This is a genomic window from Streptomyces sp. ISL-66, from assembly GCF_018614135.1.
In the GTDB taxonomy this organism is placed as follows: domain Bacteria; phylum Actinomycetota; class Actinomycetes; order Streptomycetales; family Streptomycetaceae; genus Streptomyces.
The window spans coordinates 1-18,138 of the sequence record NZ_JAGGOW010000056.1 but is presented as its reverse complement, the minus strand read 5'-3'; the positions used below and the strand labels follow the sequence as shown (position 1 = coordinate 18,138).

15 protein-coding genes and 1 pseudogene are annotated in these 18,138 nt (G+C 73.3%); 9 read left to right on the top strand and 7 right to left on the bottom strand.

Features of this window, described 5'->3' with window-relative positions; all coding sequences use genetic code 11:
* Positions 1-87: 87 nt before the first annotated feature.
* On the bottom strand, positions 88-318 hold the full coding sequence (locus tag J7E97_RS11960; protein ID WP_215025618.1) for a DUF4287 domain-containing protein: 231 nt from the start codon (positions 316-318) through the stop codon (positions 88-90).
* Between the two features lie 101 nt (positions 319-419).
* On the opposite strand from J7E97_RS11960, the gene J7E97_RS11955 reads away from it, so the two are divergent.
* Positions 420-818 carry a hypothetical protein gene (locus J7E97_RS11955; protein ID WP_215025616.1) on the top strand — a complete coding sequence of 133 codons (399 nt, stop codon included), beginning with the start codon at positions 420-422 and terminating at the stop codon, positions 816-818.
* Here the strand turns inward: J7E97_RS11955 and J7E97_RS11950 are convergent.
* The 3 genes from J7E97_RS11950 to J7E97_RS11940 all read right to left on the bottom strand — a co-directional run bounded on the left by J7E97_RS11950 (position 802) and on the right by J7E97_RS11940 (position 4,326).
* Positions 802-1,620 (bottom strand): hypothetical protein, encoded by an 819-nt coding sequence (locus J7E97_RS11950; protein WP_215025741.1) that lies wholly within the window; start codon positions 1,618-1,620, stop codon positions 802-804. The genes J7E97_RS11955 and J7E97_RS11950 overlap by 17 nt on opposite strands.
* A 332-nt stretch (positions 1,621-1,952) precedes the next feature.
* Positions 1,953-3,173 (bottom strand): acetyl-CoA C-acetyltransferase, encoded by a 1,221-nt coding sequence (locus tag J7E97_RS11945; RefSeq protein ID WP_215025614.1) that lies wholly within the window; start codon positions 3,171-3,173, stop codon positions 1,953-1,955.
* A 67-nt stretch (positions 3,174-3,240) separates the two neighbouring features.
* Positions 3,241-4,326, bottom strand: a complete 1,086-nt coding sequence (locus J7E97_RS11940; protein WP_215025612.1) for an SGNH/GDSL hydrolase family protein — start codon at positions 4,324-4,326, stop codon at positions 3,241-3,243.
* A gap of 131 nt (positions 4,327-4,457) precedes the next feature.
* Here J7E97_RS11940 and J7E97_RS11935 point away from each other — a divergent pair, with 131 nt between their 5' ends.
* The gene (locus J7E97_RS11935; protein WP_215025738.1) at positions 4,458-5,843 is read left to right on the top strand and encodes a cystathionine beta-synthase; all 1,386 of its coding nucleotides are present in this window, start codon (positions 4,458-4,460) and stop codon (positions 5,841-5,843) included.
* A gap of 796 nt (positions 5,844-6,639) precedes the next feature.
* Here J7E97_RS11935 and J7E97_RS11930 read toward each other — a convergent pair.
* Positions 6,640-7,011 carry a hypothetical protein gene (locus tag J7E97_RS11930; RefSeq protein ID WP_215025610.1) on the bottom strand — a complete coding sequence of 124 codons (372 nt, stop codon included), beginning with the start codon at positions 7,009-7,011 and terminating at the stop codon, positions 6,640-6,642.
* Between the two features lie 490 nt (positions 7,012-7,501).
* Here J7E97_RS11930 and J7E97_RS11925 point away from each other — a divergent pair, with 490 nt between their 5' ends.
* Positions 7,502-8,344 (top strand): MurR/RpiR family transcriptional regulator, encoded by an 843-nt coding sequence (locus J7E97_RS11925; RefSeq protein ID WP_215025608.1) that lies wholly within the window; start codon positions 7,502-7,504, stop codon positions 8,342-8,344.
* An 18-nt stretch (positions 8,345-8,362) separates the two neighbouring features.
* On the opposite strand, the gene J7E97_RS11920 is transcribed toward J7E97_RS11925, so the two are convergent.
* Positions 8,363-9,520, bottom strand: coding sequence for an NAD(P)/FAD-dependent oxidoreductase (locus tag J7E97_RS11920; RefSeq protein ID WP_215025605.1), 1,158 nt, complete (start codon positions 9,518-9,520; stop codon positions 8,363-8,365).
* A gap of 106 nt (positions 9,521-9,626) precedes the next feature.
* Here J7E97_RS11920 and J7E97_RS11915 point away from each other — a divergent pair, with 106 nt between their 5' ends.
* Positions 9,627-10,220 carry a TetR family transcriptional regulator gene (locus J7E97_RS11915; protein WP_215025602.1) on the top strand — a complete coding sequence of 198 codons (594 nt, stop codon included), beginning with the start codon at positions 9,627-9,629 and terminating at the stop codon, positions 10,218-10,220.
* Positions 10,221-10,341: 121 nt separating this feature from the next.
* On the opposite strand, the gene J7E97_RS11910 is transcribed toward J7E97_RS11915, so the two are convergent.
* Positions 10,342-11,787: a diaminopimelate decarboxylase gene (locus J7E97_RS11910; RefSeq protein WP_251054308.1), complete on the bottom strand. Its 1,446-nt coding sequence runs from the start codon at positions 11,785-11,787 to the stop codon at positions 10,342-10,344.
* Positions 11,788-11,891: 104 nt separating this feature from the next.
* On the opposite strand from J7E97_RS11910, the gene hutU reads away from it, so the two are divergent.
* From hutU to J7E97_RS11885, 5 genes and pseudogenes are all read left to right on the top strand, one after another.
* Positions 11,892-13,556 (top strand): urocanate hydratase, encoded by a 1,665-nt coding sequence (hutU, locus tag J7E97_RS11905; protein ID WP_215025596.1) that lies wholly within the window; start codon positions 11,892-11,894, stop codon positions 13,554-13,556.
* A gap of 35 nt (positions 13,557-13,591) precedes the next feature.
* Positions 13,592-14,797, top strand: a complete 1,206-nt coding sequence (locus J7E97_RS11900; protein WP_215025735.1) for an allantoate amidohydrolase — start codon at positions 13,592-13,594, stop codon at positions 14,795-14,797.
* Positions 14,788-16,128: a formimidoylglutamate deiminase gene (locus J7E97_RS11895; protein ID WP_215025594.1), complete on the top strand. Its 1,341-nt coding sequence runs from the start codon at positions 14,788-14,790 to the stop codon at positions 16,126-16,128. Before J7E97_RS11900 ends, J7E97_RS11895 begins: the two co-directional genes overlap by 10 nt.
* 24 nt (positions 16,129-16,152) lie before the next feature.
* Positions 16,153-17,331 (top strand): imidazolonepropionase, encoded by a 1,179-nt coding sequence (gene hutI, locus J7E97_RS11890; protein ID WP_215025592.1) that lies wholly within the window; start codon positions 16,153-16,155, stop codon positions 17,329-17,331.
* 176 nt (positions 17,332-17,507) lie between these two features.
* Positions 17,508-18,138 (top strand): annotated as a pseudogene (locus J7E97_RS11885) (LPXTG cell wall anchor domain-containing protein); the annotation flags it as partial.

The window sequence follows — 18,138 nt, the reverse complement described above, 5'->3', positions numbered from 1 at the left end:
AAGGCCCCGCGAGCAAGCGCTCGCGGGGCCTTCCCGCATGTCGGGGGTCGGGGGGATCGGGGGATTCGGACAGGGACAGGGGCTCGCTCAGCCGAACTTGCGGGCGGCCCTGCGCAGGTCGTGCTCGTGGATGATCGCCTTGGCCTGGCCGTACGAGAGTTCGTGCGCGCCCAGCAGCCAGCTGACCTTCTCTTCGAACCGGAAGAGGGACGGACCGTCGTCCACGGTGCGGAGCCAGTCGGACAGTTCACGACCGGTGGTCTCGGGAATTCTGCCGATCATGTTGCGGTGGGTCTGTTCGGAGAACTCTACGGACATGGGCGCCTCCGGAGGTATCGCCGTGCTGTTCTCTTCACGCCACCGTGCCGGAGAGTTCGCCCGTTGGCAATGGCGCCGGGGCGGCGCGTAAGGTCGGCCGGGTGCTCGATACCTCACCCCTGACCGCCGCCGTGGAGCGATTCGCCGACCGGCTGCGGGCCGCGCCGCAGAGCCGGCTCCAGCAGGGTGCCGCCGAGACGGCGCTGGAGCTGGCCCGGGAGCTGTCCGTACGGGCCCAGCGGCTGGAGGCGGCCGCGCGGGGCGCGGGGGACGCCGTGGGGGCGGCTCCGGCGCGGGAGATGCCGGACGCGGGGATCTTCGTCGTCGGCGATCAAGTGGCCGTGGCCGGGCTGGACCTCGCCGAGGCGCTGCGTGCCCCGGCGACGGCCGGCGCCGCCGGGGGACCCGTGACGGGTCCGGACGGCACGAAGGCCCCGTCCGGGATCCTGGACGAGGCCGTACGGCTGGTGGAGCTGGCGGAAGTCAGAGCGATGCGATGACGCGGTCCGCGAGGATGTAGACGTTGCTGTCCGGGTCCTCGATGTCGCCGCAGGAGAAGGTCAGGGCGTAGGCGCCGGAGATGCCCGAGCCGCCCAGCAGGACCGGGGCGCTGCCCGAGCGCAGGGCGTCGGCCAGGCGCTCCGCGGTCTCCCGGTGGCCCGGAGTCATGCAGAGCGTGGTGCCGTCGGTGAAGACGTACACGTCCAGGGTGCCCAGCGGGCCGGGGCGGACGTCCGCGAGGGCCGTACGGGCCTCGGCGAGCTCCTCGAGGCGGCTGACCGTGCGCTCGTGGTCGACGCCGGAGTGCGACTGGACCGGCACGAAGTCGGGGTGCGAGGGGTGGCGCCGGCGGGCGGCGGCCAGCTCGGCCGATTCCGAGCCCGGATCGGCGTCCTGGTACTCGTCGAACGGCTCGTCGCCGAGCAGCGGCTCCAGACCGACCAGATCCACCTGGCGGGGCAGGAAGACCGGGCTGTCGTCGCCGAGGCCGGCCGGGCCGCCCAGCAGGGAGGGGGCGTCGGCGGCGTCACGGGCCTCCTGGGCGGCCCAGAAGGCACGCGCCTCGGCGAGCTCCCGCTCGCGCTCCTCGGCGAGGGCCTCGGCCACGGCGGCTCGTATCTCGGTCGCGGGGGACCCCACGGCGGCGCGGGCGTGCGGCACGGACGCACCGCGCGGGTGCGCCGAGCCGACCAGCTCACCGCGCAGGGCCGTGACTTGCTTCCGCAGGCCGTGGACGGCGTGCAGCGCGGCAGCGCCGACGGCCGTGGCAGCGGCCGTGGTCAGCAGTAGGGCAAGAGGCATGGCGCTCACTGACTAACTCCTGATTGATTCGATCCCCCGACTTCCTACATCAGCTTGTCCTCACCTGGGAATGGCCGGCAGTGCATTACGTCATGAATTGGACAGGTCTTTCGTCCCGACGCCCCCGCGGAGATACGGCCTGACCTGGGGGTATGGCGATCCCCCAGGACAAAGGTCACATCCTGGGGGATATTTGGTCACGGATCGGCCGCGACAGGATTAGATTCTCTGTCAGTACGCCGCACGGGATCGAGCGGATCCCGTGCGGCGCTTGCCCTCGGGCCGCGATCGCGGCGGACGCGGGCGACGGGACCGTAATCGGGCGGTCTCTGTCAGCTAAGACGCTCGATGACCATCGCCATCCCCTGGCCGCCGCCGACGCACATCGTCTCCAGGCCGAACTGCTTGTCGTGGAACTGCAGGCTGTTGATCAAGGTGCCGGTGATGCGCGCACCGGTCATCCCGAAGGGGTGACCGACGGCGATGGCGCCGCCGTTGACGTTCAGCTTCTCCAGCGGGATCCCAAGGTCGCGGTAGGAGGGGATGACCTGGGCCGCGAAGGCCTCGTTGATCTCGAAGAGGTCGATGTCCCCGACGCTCAGGCCCGCGCGCTTCAGCGCCTGCTTGGAGGCCTCGACCGGGCCCAGGCCCATGATCTCGGGGGAGAGGCCGGTCACGCCGGTGGAGACGATCCGGGCCAGCGGGGTCAGGCCCAGCTCGCGGGCCTTCGTGTCGCTCATGACGACCAGCGCCGCGGCGCCGTCGTTCAGCGGACAGCAGTTGCCGGCCGTGATCAGTCCGTCGGGACGGAAGACCGGCTTGAGGCCCTCGACGGCCTCCAGGGTGACCCCGGCGCGCGGGCCGTCGTCGGTGGAGACGACCGTGCCGTCCGGGGTGGTGACCGGGGTGATCTCGCGGGCCCAGAAGCCGTTCTTGATGGCTTCCTCGGCCAGGTTCTGCGAGCGCACGCCGAACTCGTCCATGTCGCGCCGCGTGACGCCCTTCAGGCGCGCCAGGTTCTCGGCGGTCTGCCCCATCTGGATGTACGCGTCCGGGACCAGGCCGTCCTCGCGCGGGTCGTGCCAGGAGGAGCCGGTGCTCTGGGCCACCGCGGCGGTGCGGGCCTCGGACTCGGCGAAGAACGGGTTGTGGGTGTCCGGCAGGCCGTCGGAGGAGCCCTTCACGGACCGCGACACCATCTCGACGCCCGCGGAGATGAAGACGTCGCCCTCGCCCGCCTTGATGGCGTGCAGCGCCATCCGGGAGGTCTGGACCGAGGAGGCGCAGTAGCGGGTGATCGTCGTGCCGGGCAGGTAGTCCATGCCCATCTGCACGGCGACGATACGACCCAGGTTGTGGCCCTGCTCGCCGCCCGGCAGACCGCAGCCGAGCATCAGGTCGTCGATCTGGCGCGGGTCCAGCTCGGGGATCTTGGCGAGGGCGGCCTGGATGACCGTGGCGGTCAGATCGTCCGGGCGCACGTCCTTGAGGGACCCCTTGAAAGCGCGGCCGATGGGCGACCGGGCGGTGGAAACGATGACGGCTTCGGGCATCGGGGCTCCAAGGGAGGTGGTGTCGTACCGGGACCGCATGCGAAGTTACCGCCCCGTACCGTCGAGGTCACTGCCCTTTCGATGTGACTCCGGTCGCTCTGGCCGCGCCCCCGCCCGTCTTCCCGTCGCCGCGCGCGGACCGGCGCGCCCCGTCGGCTCCTCCAGTCTCCTGCGCGAGCTCCTCGCCCGGAACCCGCCGCCTGCGCCGGTGCTTGAGCAGGGCCCAAGGGCCACGGGCCCCCGTGACCTCCGTACCCGCGAGCCCCGCCGCCGCCGAGGCCGCCTTGGCGACCGGAAGCATGTCCTCGTCCCGCGAGACGTCCAGCCGGTCCGACTCGGGCCACACGCCCACGGCCGCGCACAGGGTCGGCAGCACGGCCATCGCGGCCGTCGCGTACCCCTCCGCCGACGGGTGGTAGGAGTCCGGGCCGAACATCTCGCGCGGGTTCGTCGCGAACTCCGCCCCCATCAGGTCGCCCATCGAGACCGTACGGGCGCCCAGCGCGAGCACCCCGATCGTCTGGGCGGCCGCCAGCTGCCGCGAGACGCGCCGGGCCAGCCACCGCAGCGGCTGGTAGACGGGCTCGATCGTCCCGAGGTCCGGACAGGTGCCGACCACGACCTCGGAGCCCGCGAGCCGCAGCCTGCGCACGGCCGAGGTCAGCAACCGCACCGACTGGGTCGGCGGCATCCGCCGGGTCACGTCATTGGCACCGATGATGATCACGCACACGTCGGGGGCCGGCCCGTCCCCGTCCAGCAGCAGCCCCGTCTGGCGGTCCAGGTCGTCGGACATGGCCCCGGACAGCGCCACGTTCCGCAGCTCCACCGGCCGCTCCGCCACCGCCGCGAGCCCCGAGGCCAGCAGCGCCCCCGGCGTCTGTCTCGACCGGCGCACGCCCAGCCCGGCGGCCGTGGAATCGCCCAGAATGCCGAGCCGCAGCGGGCCCGGACTCATCTCCGGCCCGCCGAACTCGCTCCCGTACAGCCCGTCCGCGCGCGGCGGATCCGCCAGTCCCGTGCCGACCGTCCGCTTCGCGAACCGCATCTCGGCCACGACCAGCCCCACCGCGGCGGCCCCGACGAGTCCGAGCCCGCCACCGCCGTACGCCGCGCCCGCCGCGATCCGGCGGGCCGTCCTCGCCCTGGACACCCTCGGGCCACCTCCTCGGTCCCTGGTCCTGTTGACCTACCTGCCCCGTACTGCCGGTCGGCCAATCCCTTTACGCATACTCTGGCCGAGCCTCCCGGAGAACCCGTGGAGTCCCCTCCTTGGAGAACATGGTGCAATTCCACGACTCGATGATCAGCCTCGTCGGCAATACCCCGCTGGTGAAGCTCAACCGTGTGACCGAAGGCCTCCAGGCCACCGTCCTTGCCAAGGTCGAGTACTTCAATCCCGGCGGATCCGTGAAGGACCGGATCGCCGTCCGGATGATCGAAGCCGCAGAGCAGAGCGGCGCCCTCAAGCCCGGTGGCACCATCGTGGAGCCCACGAGCGGCAACACGGGTGTAGGACTCGCCATCGTGGCCCAGCAGAAGGGCTACAAGTGCATCTTCGTCTGCCCTGACAAGGTCTCGCTGGACAAGATCAACGTGCTGCGCGCCTACGGCGCCGACGTGGTGGTCTGCCCGACGGCCGTCGACCCCGAGCACCCGGACTCGTACTACAACGTGTCCGACCGCCTCGTGCGCGAGACGCCCGGCGCCTGGAAGCCCGACCAGTACAGCAACCCGAACAACCCGCGCTCGCACTACGAGACCACCGGTCCCGAGCTGTGGGACCAGACGGACGGGAAGATCACCCACTTCGTGGCCGGCGTCGGCACGGGTGGCACGATCTCCGGTACCGGCGTCTACCTCAAGGAGGTGTCGGGCGGCAAGGTCAAGGTGATCGGCGCCGACCCCGAGGGCTCGGTCTACTCCGGCGGCTCCGGCCGCCCGTACCTCGTCGAGGGCGTCGGCGAGGACTTCTGGCCGACCGCCTACGACCGCAACGTGACGGACGAGATCATCGCGGTGTCCGACAAGGACTCCTTCCAGATGACCCGCCGCCTCGCCAAGGAGGAGGGCCTCCTCGTCGGCGGCTCCTGCGGCATGGCGGTCGTCGCGGCGCTGCGCGCGGCGGAGGGGCTCGGCCCGGACGACGTGGTCGTCGTCCTGCTCCCGGACAGCGGGCGCGGCTACCTCAGCAAGATCTTCAGCGACGAGTGGATGGCCGGGCACGGCTTCCTGGAGGAAGCCGGGCCCGCCGCGCGGATCGGCGACGTGCTGGCGGACAAGGAGGGGGGCATCCCCTCCCTGGTCCACATGCACCCCGAGGAGACCGTCGGCGAGGCCATCGAGGTGCTGCGCGAGTACGGCGTCTCGCAGATGCCGATCGTCAAGCCGGGCGCGGGTCACCCCGACGTGATGGCGGCCGAGGTCATCGGCTCGGTGGTCGAGAAGGAACTGCTGGCGGCACTGTTCGCGCAGCGGGCGTCCCTCGGCGACCCGCTGGAGAAGCACATGTCCGCGCCCCTCCCGCAGGTCGGCTCCGGCGAGCCGGTGTCCGAGCTGATGGCGGTCCTGGGCGAGGCGGACGCGGCGATCGTCCTGGTCGAGGGCAAGCCGACGGGTGTGGTGAGCCGTCAGGACCTGCTGGCGTTCTTGGCGAAGTCGGCGAAGTAGTTCCTGCGGGGTCGGGGTCGGGGTCTTGGCCTCGGCCTTGGCCTCGGCCTCGGTCGAGATCTGGGTCGCGGTCTCGGCCTGGGTCGCGGTCGGGGTCGCGATCTCGGCCGCGGTTCGTGGGTCGGCCGGGGCCGGTGCCCTGGCCGACGCGCAATCGGTACGGACCCGTCACGTGACGGCAGCACCGGCTTAACAAGGCTCCGGCACAGTGGTGGTTGTCGGCAGGGAAGACCGGGGAACCGGGACCCGGCCGGCACCAGAACGGCGTCGGCGCACCTCCGGAGCGGCTCCCGGACCGCGTGGACGCCACGGACGCGCGGACGGCCCTGACCCGGCCCGTGTCCTTCGCGGGGACCGCCGTCGTCCCGCCCCCGGGCAACCGGGGTGCGGCGGTCCCCGCGCCAAGTCTTTGACGGGCCCTTGCGCGGCCCTTGACGGGGCGCGGCCCGCCCCGGCGCCGTCGCGTGCGTACCGGCCCGTTGGCCCAGGCCCGGCCCCGGTGCCGCCGCCGTACGTACCGGCCCGCCGGTGGGTGCGCCGCTGCGCGGGGCAAGCTCCCCGCCCCGCCCTTCCACCGTTCCCAGGGCTCCGCCCTGACCCGTAGGACCCGAGCTGCGCTCGAGCCCCTGGGGCTCCGCCCCAGACCCCGCGCCTCAAACGCCGGCGGGGCTGGATGGTGCCGGCGGGGCTGGATGGTGTCCGTGGGGCTGGATGGTGCCGACGCGGGGGGCGGGTACGGCATGGCGCGGGGCCACGGTCGGTCCTGCTGGCGGGCCGGCCCGCGGTCGCGGTGGGGTTAGGCCCGGGGGTCGGAAAGGTGGCGGGGGCGGAGCTTGGTGGCGTGGACGTAGTTGACGCCCAGAATGCCCAGCCAGGCGACGATCAGGCCGCTGAGGTGGGCCTGGGCGGCGCCGATCGCGGAGAGCGGGATCGCCAGCACCAGGGTGACGATCGCGAAGCCGAAGCGTTCGCCGAAGTTGCCGTCCACCGGCTCCGCGGAGCGCTGCGGGCGGGCCGCGGAGAGCCGTTCCTCCGCGAGGCGCCGCCTGACCTGGGTGTCGACCTTCTCGACGAACGAGTCGACCAGTGCGGCCTCGTACTCGGGACCCAGCTCCCGCCGGGCGTCCAGCGTGGCCGCGAGTTCCTTCTTCAGCTCCTGGGACTCCATGCCGACACCCTAGGAAACGGCCTTCGTGCCCGCACTGGGGCTAGCCCCCGTATCCGGCCGGTCGCGCCGGACGAGACCCCGGATCCCGGCGGACGAGGACGAGCGCGGAGGCGCAGCCAGGGCCGATCGGGGAGCCGGCCGCCAAGAGCTGGTGGATGTCGAAGACGGCGCCGGCGCGGTCGGAGAGGACCGGGCCGAAGGGGATGGCGGGGATCCGAACCGCCGCGGCGGCGGCGTCATCGGGGACACGAACAGGAACATCGCCGCCGCCGGGCAGCGGTCGAGCCGATGCCGAGCCGCCGGGCAGCCGCCGGGCCGCCGCCGCCGCGCCGGGCGGGGTCGGAGTGTGACGGTGCGGGCCGGGCGGGCGGGTTGATCAAGGTCCGTGGGGTCTCGGATCGCGGGTGTGGGTTGCCGTGCTGCATAACCGCATGCAGAGTGCTCCGTGACTGAATATTTGACCCGTAGGGACGGGACGGAGGGGGACGGGATGAGCGAGAGCCCGGCAGCGCGGCTGCAGAAGTTGTTCGAGGGGCACCGGCTGACGCCGACCCAGCGCCGCATCGCGCACTGCATGGTGCGCGGGGCCGCGGAGGTGCCGTTCCTGTCGAGCGTGGAGCTCGCCGAGCTGGCCGGTGTGAGCCAGCCGTCGGTGACCCGGTTCGCGGTGGCGCTGGGCTTCGACGGCTATCCCGCGCTGCGCAAGCACCTGCGGGAGGTGGCCCCCGCGGAGCGGGCCGGGGCCGCGCACGAGGACGCGTACAACGAGTACCAGCAGGCGGTCCAGGGCGAGATCGAGAACTTGCGGCGGCTGTCCGCGATGCTCGCCGACCCGGCGCCGGTGCAGGAGGCGGGGCGGCTGCTGGCCGCGTCGAGTCCGCTGCCCGTACTGGGGCTGCGTGCGGCCTCCTCGCAGGCGCGCGGGTTCGCGTACTTCGCGGCGAAGGTCCATCCGGACGTGCGGCTGCTGGACGAGGGCGGCTCGATGCTCGCCGACCGGATCGACGCGGCCGTCGCCGCCGGCGCGTCGGCGCTCCTGTGCTTCGCGCTGCCGCGGCATCCGAAGGAGGTCGCGGAGGCCCTGGACCACGGGCGGGCGGCCGGGCTGACGGTGGTGACGGTCGCCGACTCGGCGTTCGCTCCGGTGGCCCGGCATTCGGACCTGTTGATCCCGGCGCCGGTCGGGACGGGGCTGGCGTTCGACACCGCGTGCGCGCCGATGCTGCTGGGGCGGGTGCTGCTGGAGGCGATGGCCGACGCGCTTCCGGACGCGCAGGCCCGCCTGGAGGCCTTCGACGCCCGGGCCGCCGCGCGCGGGCTGTTCGTGGAATAGGCCGCGGGTTCCGGTGTTTCAGCGGTAGTTGAGCTCCGCGAGCTCGGTGGCGAGGCGTCGGTGCAGCGCCGGGACGCGGGCGAGGAGCGGGAGCAGGGTGTTGCGTACGGCGCGCAGGGCCGGGTTGTGGGTGGTCGCGATACGGGTCATCCGGTCGGTCAGCGCCACGACGCGCAGGGCGACGGGCCGGCGGGCGGCCTCGTAGGCGTCGAGGGCGTCGACGGTGCCGTCGGCGACGGCGGTGGCGAGCGCGCGGCCGAGGGCGTGGCCGTCCTGGATGCCGGTGTTCATGCCTTGGCCGCCGGCCGGGCTGTGCACGTGCGCCGCGTCGCCCGCGAGCAGCAGGCGGCCCGCCCGGTAGTGGTCCGCGACCCGGTGGTGCACCCGGAACCGGGAGGACCAGACGACGCCGGTGACGGCGGCCTGGCCGGGGGCGCGGGAGTCCAGCAGGGTTTGGACGAAGGGGAGGCCGGGCTCGACGGGGGCGTCGGCGACGGTGGCGACGACGCGGTAGCGCCCTCCAGGGAGCGGGGCCACCACGGTGAGACCGGCCGCGCCGAAGGTGAGGGAGACCTCCCGGGGGCCCGGCGCCCAGTCCATCGCCACGTCGGCGAGGACGAAGGACTCCTCGTAGGCGCTGCCCGTGAAGCCGATCCGGGCGGCCTCGCGGACCGTGCTGTGCATGCCGTCGGCGCCGACGGCGTAGGCGGCGCGCAGGGTCTCGCCGGTGGCGGTGGTGAGGGTGACCCCGCCCGAGTCGGCGTCCTGGGCGACGGCGGTGACCTCGTACGGGCGGTGGACGTCGCCGCCGAGGGCGCGCAGGCGGTCGAGGAGCACGGCCTCGGTCTGGTCCTGGGGGACCATCAGGGCGTACGGGTGGGCCGTGGGCAGCCCGTCGAAGGTGACGGCGGCGAGGGGGCGGGCGCCGTCGCGGATCCGGAACGTGGTGACGGTCGTGCCGCGCCGGAGCAGCTCGGCGCCGGCGGCCGGGTCGAGCTCGTCGAGGACCTCCAGGGTGCGTGCGTGGACGACGGCGGCGCGGGAGGTGTTGGCCCCCTCGGCCTGGCGGTCCAGGAGCACGAAGTCAATGCCGGCCTTGGCCAGGGTCAGGGCGAGGGTGAGGCCGGTGGGGCCGGCGCCGACGATGGCGACGCGGGTGGTGGCGGGGAGCGACATGTGAGTTCTCCTCCAGGATGCCAACGGTTGTTGGCCAACGACTGTTGCTATGAGGATGCGCCTGCGGTGGTGCAGTGTCAACGGTTGTTGGCCTACAGTCGTTGGTATGACGAGAAACGCGGAGAGCGGCGCGGGCCGCGAGAGCGGCGAGGGCAGGGGCGCGCAGACCAAGGCGGCGATCCTGCGGGCGGCCCGGGAACGGTTCGCCGCGCAGGGGTACGAGCGCACGACGATCCGCGCCGTCGCGGCGGACGCGGAGATCGACCCGTCGATGGTGATGCGGTACTTCGGCAACAAGGAGAAGCTCTTCGACGCGGCCCTCGCGGTGGACCTGCGGCTGCCGGATCTGTCGGCGGTCCCCGCGGGGGAGCTGGCGCGGGTGCTCGTACGGCACTTCGTGGAACGGTGGGAAGGCGATCCGGCGGATGACGCGCTGCTGGTGCTGTTGCGCTCCGCGGTGACCAATGAGGCGGCGGCGGCGCGGATGCGGGAGGTCTTCGCGACCCAGGTCGCGCCCGCGCTCGGCGCGGCCCTCGGCCCCGAGCGGGCCGCCCGGGCGGCGGGCCTGGTCTCCGCGCAGCTACTGGGCCTTGCCCTGACCCGCTATCTGCTGCGGCTCCCTGCCGTGGCGGCTCTCACGCCGGAGGGCGTCGTCGCGGGCCTGTCCCCGGCGCTGACCGCCACCTTGGCGGCCGGCTGAGGGTCGGGCGGCGGCTTGGCCGGTGCGGGCGTGCCCACGCGCGGCGCCGTTGCCGGGGGCCGACCCGTGGGCTCCGGTTTAGGGAAGGGGCGGCGGGGTGGGGGAGGCCCGGCGCAGCCGCCTACAGCAGGGCGTCGCGGAGAGCCGCGCCCGCTTCCGCGGTGAGGTCCGCCAGTGACTGGGCCGGGCGGGCCAGGGAGAAGCGGACGGCGCCCCCGGGGGTCACGGTGAAGCCGTGGACCGCCGGCCGGGGCAGGCTGTTGTAGCCGTAGTGCGCCGTGAAGGCGTACGCGCCCGTGTCGGGTACGGCGACCAGGTCGCCCGGGGACAGGAGCGGCAGCTCCCGCGCACTCGCCAGGAGATCCCCGGCGAAGCAGGCCGGCCCCGCGACGTCCTGGGCGAGCGGCGGGCCCGCCAGGGGGACGCCCCGGGCGTCGTAGGGCAGGATCCGCAGCGGCCAGGCCGCCGGGGCGTACACCGTGCGGGTGGCCAGCTGGACCCCCGCGTGCGTCAGGGCGATCGCCCGGCCGCCGGTGACCTTCGTGTACTCGACGCGGGACAGCACCAGCCCGTGCTTGGCCGTCAGCGACCGCCCGAACTCCGTGACGAGGCCGTACGCGCCGGAGAAGAGCCCGGGGGCGGCGCGGCGCAGGGCCGCCGCGTACTGCGCGTAGGTGGGGGTGTCGGCGTCGGAGGCGAAGTTCACCGGCAGGCCGCCGCCGATGTCCAGGGTGTCCACCTGGCGCCGCCCGGCCGCCCCGTTGATCTCCTCCGCCAGCGCGTACAGCTCGCGCACCCCCTCGGCGATCAGCGTCAGCGGGACGCCCTGGGAGCCCGAGTGGGTGTGCAGGCGGGTGAGCCACGGCCGGTCCAGGTACGCCCGTACGAGCCATTCGCGCGCGCCCGGATCGCGCAGGGCGATGCCGAACTTCGAGGTCGCCGTGGCGGTGGAGAGGGCGTCGATGGCGCCCGCGCCCGTCTGCGGGTTGATCCGTACGCCGATCGGCGATCGGGTCGGGGCGGAGGTGACGAGGGCGTCGAGGCGGTCCAGTTCCTGGCGGTTGTCGGCGTTGACGGCGATGCCGAGGGTGAGGGCCTCGCGCAGTTCGGCGTCGGTCTTGGCGGGGGAGTCGAGGACGGTGTGCTCCGGGGCGATCCCCGCCGCGCGGGCCAGGGCCAGCTCGCCGGGGCTGGCGACCTCGCAGCCCAGGCCGGCGTCGGCGAGCAGTCGCAGTACGGGGACGAGCGGGGCGGCCTTGACGGCGAAGGCGTGCAGGACGGGGGTGCCGGGGGCGACGGCGGCCGCGAAGGCGGCGGTCAGGGCGGCGGCCGAGGCGCGGATGCCGGCCGTGTCCAGCAGGCAGACCAACGGGGAGCCGGCGTGGACCAGGCCCTGCTCGACGGCGGCCCGCACGGCCAGGTCGCGCCGCTCGGCCCGGCGGCGGCCGGCGTCGGTGGCGTCATCGGCACCGGCGTCATCGGCACCGGCGACGTCGGCGCCAGCGTCATCGGCGCCGGCGTCGTCGGCGATCTCGTGGAGCCCAGCCGTTCCCGCCTTGTCAGCCATGTCCGTCATCCCATCATCCGGCGCGGCCGACCGCAGCTGTTGACTGAATCTATTCAGGGAGCGAGGATGTGAATGGATTGACCAACACCGGAGGAGGCACCGCCATGTCAGGACCCCGCCCCGTACGTGCCGCACGAGGTACCGACCTGAGCACCCTGGGATGGCAGCAGGAGGCCGCGCTGCGGATGCTCCAGAACAACCTCGACCCTGAGGTCGCCGAGCATCCCGACAAGCTCGTCGTCTACGGCGGCACCGGCAAGGCCGCCCGCGACTGGCGCTCGTACGACGCCATGGTCCGCACCCTCCAGACCCTCAAGCAGGACGAGACGATGCTCGTCCAGTCCGGCCGCCCGGTCGGCGTGATGCAGACGCACGAGTGGGCGCCGCGCGTCCTGCTCGCGAACTCCAACCTGGTCGGCGACTGGGCCAACTGGGAGGAGTTCCGCCGCCTGGAGAACCTGGGCCTGACCATGTACGGCCAGATGACGGCCGGTTCGTGGATCTACATCGGTACCCAGGGCATCCTCCAGGGCACCTACGAGACCTTCGCGGCCGTCGCGGCCAAGAAGTTCGGCGGGACCCTCGCCGGCACCATCACCCTCACCGCGGGCCTCGGCGGCATGGGCGGCGCCCAGCCGCTGGCCGTGACGATGAACGACGGCGTAGCCATCTGCATCGACGTCGACCCGCGCGCCATCGAGCGCCGCATCGAGCACCGCTTCCTGGACGTGAAGGCCGACAACCTGCGGCACGCGCTCCAGCTCGCCGTCGAGGCGCGCGACGCCCGCAAGCCGCTCTCCATCGGCCTGCTCGGCAACGCCGCCGAGCTCCTCCCGCAGATGCTCGCGGAAGGCGCCCCGATCGACATCGTGACGGACCAGACCTCCGCCCACGACCCGCTCGCTTACCTGCCCGTCGGCGTCGACTTCGACGACATGGCGGCCTACGCGGCCAAGGACCCCGCCGGGTTCACCACCCGGGCCCGCGAGTCCATGGCTACGCACGTGGAGGCCATGGTCGGCTTCATGGACGCGGGCGCCGAGGTCTTCGACTACGGCAACTCCATCCGCGGCGAGGCCCAGCTGGCCGGCTACGACCGCGCCTTCGCCTTCCCCGGTTTCGTCCCCGCCTACATCCGGCCGCTGTTCTGCGAGGGCAAGGGCCCCTTCCGCTGGGCGGCGCTGTCCGGCGAGGCCTCGGACATCCACAAGACCGACAAGGCGATGCTGGAGCTCTTCCCGGAGAACGAGTCCCTGCACCGCTGGATCAAGATGGCCGGGGAGCGCGTCCACTTCCAGGGCCTGCCCGCCCGCATCTGCTGGCTCGGCTACGGCGAGCGCGACAAGGCCGGCGAGCGCTTCAACGAGATGGTGGCCGACGGCACGCTCGCCGCACCGCTGGTCATCGGCCGCGACCACCTCGACTGCGGCTCGGTGGCCTCCCCCTACCGCGAGACCGAGGCCATGCTCGACGGCTCCGACGCGATCGCCGACTGGCCGCTGCTCAACGCCATGGTCAACGTGGCCTCCGGGGCCTCCTGGGTCTCCATCCACCACGGCGGCGGCGTCGGCATGGGCCGCTCGATCCACGCGGGCCAGGTCACCGTCGCCGACGGCACGAAGCTCGCGGGCGAGAAGATCCGCCGCGTCCTGACCAACGACCCGGGCATGGGCGTCATCCGCCACGTCGACGCCGGCTACGACATCGCGGAGTCCGTGGCGGACGAGCGCGGCGTGCGCATCCCGATGCGCGAAGGCGACCCGGCGTGACCCAGGAAGCCGCCGCCGGAGCGTCGTTCCACGAGATGTGGGCCGAGCTGCGGCCCATCGGCCGCGACCGGGGCAGCGGCGGGTACCGCCGGTACGCCTGGACCGGGGCCGATGCCGACTGCCGGAGCTGGTTCCGGGCGCAGGCCGAGGCGCGCGGGCTCGCGTACGAGACCGACCGCAACGGCAACCAGTGGGCCTGGCTCGGCGCGCAGACGTATGAAGACGTCCTCGCCGGTGACGCCGTCGTCACCGGCTCCCACCTGGACTCCGTCCCCGACGGCGGGGCCTTCGACGGCCCCCTCGGAGTGGTGTCCTCCTTCGCGGCCCTGGACGAACTGCGCGCGCGGGGCGCGCGGTTCGCCAGGCCGCTGGCCATCACCAACTTCGGCGACGAGGAAGGGGCCCGCTTCGGGCTCGCCTGCGTCGGCTCCCGGCTCAGCGCCGGACAGCTGACGAAGGAGAAGGCGTACGAGCTGCGCGACGCGGACGGGATCCGCCTGCCGGAGGCGATGGAAGCGGCCGGGTACGACCCGCAGACCATCGGCGCCGACCCCGAACGCCTCGCCCGCATCGGCGCCTTCGTCGAACTGCACGTGGAGCAGGGCCGGGCCCTCGACCTGTCCGGGGACCGGGTCGGCATCGCCTCCGCGATCTGGCCGCACGGCCGCTGGAGGTTCGACTTCCGCGGCGAGGCGAACCACGCGGGCACCACCCGCCTGGTGGACCGCCGCGACCCGATGATCACGTACGCGGGAACCGTGCTCGCGGCCCGCGCGGAGGCTGCCCTCGCCGGGGCCGTGGCCACCTTCGGGAAGATCTCCGTGGAGCCCAACGGTGTCAATGCCATCCCGTCCCTCGTCCGCGGCTGGCTCGACTCCCGCGCCGCCGACCAGGCCACCCTCGACACGGTCGTGACCGCGATCGAGAAGGCCGCCCGTGAACGCGCCGACCAGGACGGGATCGACCTGGACGTCGTCCGGGAGTCCTTCACCCCGGTCGTCGAGTTCGAGCACGCCCTGCGGGACGAGCTGAACCGGATCCTCGGCGGCGCCGTCCCCGTCCTGGGAACCGGCGCGGGACACGACGCCGGCATCCTCTCCGCGGCCGTCCCGACGGCGATGCTGTTCGTGCGCAACCCCACCGGCGTCTCCCACTCCCCGCGGGAGTTCGCCGCCGAGGACGACTGCGTCGCCGGAGTCCTCGCCCTCGCCGACGTACTGGAAGGCCTCGCGTGCCGCTGAAGACGTACTGGCTGGAGCACGCCTGGCTCGGCACCCATGTCGAGCCGGGCGTCGCCCTCGACGTATCCGCCGACGGGCGGATCGCCGCCCTGCGCACCGGGGCCGACGCCCCGCCCCCGGGCGCGGAGGTCCTGCGCGGGCTGACGGTCCCCGGCCTCGCCAACGCGCACAGCCACGCCTTCCACCGGGCCCTGCGCTCCACCGTCCAGGTCGGCAGCGGCACCTTCTGGACCTGGCGCGACGTCATGTACAACGTCGCCCAGAGCCTCACCCCCGACACGTACTTCGCGCTCGCCCGCGCCGTGTACGCCGAGATGGCGCTGGCCGGCATCACGAACGTCGGCGAGTTCCACTACGTCCACCACGCGCCGGGCGGCGTCCCGTACGCCGACCCGAACGCCATGGGCGAGGCCCTGATCGAGGCCGCCGCCGAGGCGGGCATCCGGATCACCCTCCTCGACACCGTCTACCTCTCGGCGGGCTTCGGCGAGGCCCCGAACCCGCACCAGCTGCGCTTCAGCGACGGCGCCGCCGAGGCGTGGGCGGAGCGGGTGAGCGCCCTCAAGCCGCGCGAGCACGCGACCATCGGCGCGGCGATCCACTCGGTGCGCGCCGTGCCGGCCGATCAGCTGGCCGCCGTGGCCCGCTGGGCCGAGGAGCACCGGGCCCCGCTGCACGTCCACCTCTCGGAGCAGACCGCCGAGAACGACGCCTGCCAGGCCGCCCACGGCCGCACCCCGACGCAGCTGCTCGCCGACCACGGCGTGCTCGGCCCGCGCACCACCGGCGTGCACAACACGCACCTCACCGACACCGACATCGCGCTGCTGGGCGGCAGCGCCACCGGCACCTGCATGTGCCCCACCACCGAACGGGACCTCGCGGACGGCATCGGCCCGGCGACCCGCTTGCAGCGCGCGGGCAGCCCGCTCTCGCTCGGCAGCGACAGCCACGCCGTCATCGACCTGCTCGAAGAGGCCCGCGCGATGGAGCTCGACGAGCGCCTGCGCAGCCGTACCCGGGGCCACTGGACGGCGAACGCGCTCCTCACGGCGGCGACGGAGGGCGGGCACGCGGCGCTCGGCCGGCCGGACGCGGGGCGTCTGGAGGCGGGCGCGCTCGCGGACTTCACCACGATCGCGCTGGACTCCGTCCGCACCGCCGGCCCGTTGCCCCGCCTGGGCGCGGAGACGGCGGTGTTCGCGGCCACGGCGGCGGACGTCCGCCACACGGTGGTCGGCGGCCGCCACGTCGTCCGCGACGGCGCCCACACCCTGGTCGGGGACGTGGCCGCCGCCCTCGCCGAGTCGATCGCAGCCGTCCGAGGCTGACGCTGTTGTTCCTGAGAGGAACCCATGAGCACCACCGTCATCACCCACATCGGCAGCCTCGTCACCAACGACCCCGCCCTCGGCGACGGCACCCCCCTCGGCCTGATCCAGGACGCGGCCGTCGTCATCGACGGCGAGCGCATCGCCTGGGTCGGCCCCGCAGGCAAGGCCCCGTCGGCGGACGAGGTGTTCGACGCCCGGGGCCGGGCAGTGATCCCCGGCTTCGTCGACTCCCACTCCCACCTCGTCTTCGCGGGCGACCGCACCGCCGAGTTCAACGCCCGGATGTCCGGCCGCAGTTACTCCGCCGGAGGCATCCGTACCACCGTCGCCGCCACCCGCGCCGCCTCCGACGCCGAGCTGGAGGCCAACCTGGTCCGCCACCTCGCCGAGGCCCGCCGCCAGGGCACGACCACCTTCGAGACGAAGTCCGGCTACGGCCTCACCGTCGCCGACGAGGCCCGCGCCCTGCGGATCGCCGCCGCGCACACCGAGGAGGTCACCTACCTCGGCGCGCACATCGTCTCCCCGGACTACGCCGAGGATCCCGCCGCCTACGTGGACCTCGTGACCGGCGAGATGCTGAGGGCCTGCGCCCCGTACGCCCGCTGGGTGGACGTGTTCTGCGAGAAGGGCGCCTTCGACGGGGACCAGGCCCGCGCGATCCTCACGGCCGGGGCGGCCGCCGGGCTCATCCCGCGCGTCCACGCCAACCAGCTCTCGTACGGCCCCGGCGTACAGCTCGCCGTCGAGCTCGAAGCCGCCTCCGCCGACCACTGCACCCACCTCACGGACGCCGACGTCGACGCGCTGGCACAGGCCTCGGCGACCACCGTCGCCACCCTCCTGCCCGGCGCCGAGTTCTCCACCCGCGCCCAGTGGCCCGACGCCCGCCGCCTGATCGAGGCGGGCGCCACCGTCGCCCTGTCCACGGACTGCAACCCGGGCTCCTCCTATACGAGTTCCATGCCGTTCTGCATCGCCCTCGCCGTCCGCGACATGCGGATGACCCCGGACGAGGCCCTGTGGTCCGCCACCGCCGGAGGCGCCCGCGCGCTGCGCCGCACCGACATCGGGGCGCTCACCCCCGGGGCCCGCGCGGACCTGGCCCTGCTCGACGCCCCCAGCCACGTCCACCTCGCGTACCGGCCGGGCGTTCCGCTGGTCTCGGCCGTCTGGGAAAAGGGCCGCAAGGTGGCCTGAAACCACCCTGAAATCGATCAAACCCGGACGGCGTCGGCGCCGGTCTCGGCCCGTGGAGGGGCCGTTGATCCGGCGCCGTCCCGTGTCTTCCCTCCGTAGGGCCCCCGGCGTACCTTGAGCCACTCATCTGATGTGCCGTCAGTAACTTGTGGCCGAGGTTCGAGGGGAAGACGAAGGTGTCCGACCGGAAACGCTCCACCGCCCGCACCGCGCTCGCGCTGGCCTCCGCGCTGGCGGGATCGGCGGTACTGCTGACCGCCCCCGCGGCCCACGCCGCCGTGATCGACGTCCAGTACGACTGCAAGACCCCGATCGGCGACAAGTCGGCGCTCTCGCCCATCGACATCAAGGCCGTCAAAGAGGGCACTTCCTACAAGCTCACGATGAGCTTCCAGAAGGGCGTCTCCTCCAGCCCCATCGAGCTCGGCAAGGGCGCCATGAGCCCCAGCGCCGTCATCCTCGTCGACCGCCCAACCCCGAGGCCGCGCCCGCCGATACGCCCATCAAGATCACCGACCTCTCGGGCACCTACACGCCCAAGAAGAGCGGCAAGGTCACCTTCACGCCCGGCGTCCTCACGATCAAGGCGATGAGCACGACCACCACCTGCACCCCCGGCAACAGCCCCAAGCCGTCCCTCGAACTGGACGTGACGGGCACCGAGGGCGCCGCCCCGCAGACCGCCGCCCCCACCGACGGAACGCTCCCGCAAACCGGTCCCGAAGACTCCGCCCTCGCGCTCGGCACCCTCGGCGCCACCGTGGTCCTCTCCGGCGCCGCCGGCGTGCTCTGGCTGACCCGGCGCGG

Bases quoted from the DNA above. Each gene is read 5' to 3' on its own strand.
- J7E97_RS11960 (WP_215025618.1), bottom strand. From the start codon at position 318: ATGTCCGTAGAGTTCTCCGAACAGACCCACCGCAACATGATCGGCAGA.
- J7E97_RS11950 (WP_215025741.1), bottom strand. From the start codon at position 1,620: ATGCCTCTTGCCCTACTGCTGACCACGGCCGCTGCCACGGCCGTCGGC.
- J7E97_RS11945 (WP_215025614.1), bottom strand. From the start codon at position 3,173: ATGCCCGAAGCCGTCATCGTTTCCACCGCCCGGTCGCCCATCGGCCGC.
- J7E97_RS11930 (WP_215025610.1), bottom strand. From the start codon at position 7,011: ATGGAGTCCCAGGAGCTGAAGAAGGAACTCGCGGCCACGCTGGACGCC.
- J7E97_RS11925 (WP_215025608.1), top strand. From the start codon at position 7,502: ATGAGCGAGAGCCCGGCAGCGCGGCTGCAGAAGTTGTTCGAGGGGCAC.
- J7E97_RS11920 (WP_215025605.1), bottom strand. From the start codon at position 9,520: ATGTCGCTCCCCGCCACCACCCGCGTCGCCATCGTCGGCGCCGGCCCC.
- J7E97_RS11915 (WP_215025602.1), top strand. From the start codon at position 9,627: ATGACGAGAAACGCGGAGAGCGGCGCGGGCCGCGAGAGCGGCGAGGGC.
- J7E97_RS11910 (WP_251054308.1), bottom strand. From the start codon at position 11,787: ATGGCTGACAAGGCGGGAACGGCTGGGCTCCACGAGATCGCCGACGAC.
- hutU (WP_215025596.1), top strand. From the start codon at position 11,892: ATGTCAGGACCCCGCCCCGTACGTGCCGCACGAGGTACCGACCTGAGC.
- J7E97_RS11900 (WP_215025735.1), top strand. From the start codon at position 13,592: ATGTGGGCCGAGCTGCGGCCCATCGGCCGCGACCGGGGCAGCGGCGGG.
- hutI (WP_215025592.1), top strand. From the start codon at position 16,153: ATGAGCACCACCGTCATCACCCACATCGGCAGCCTCGTCACCAACGAC.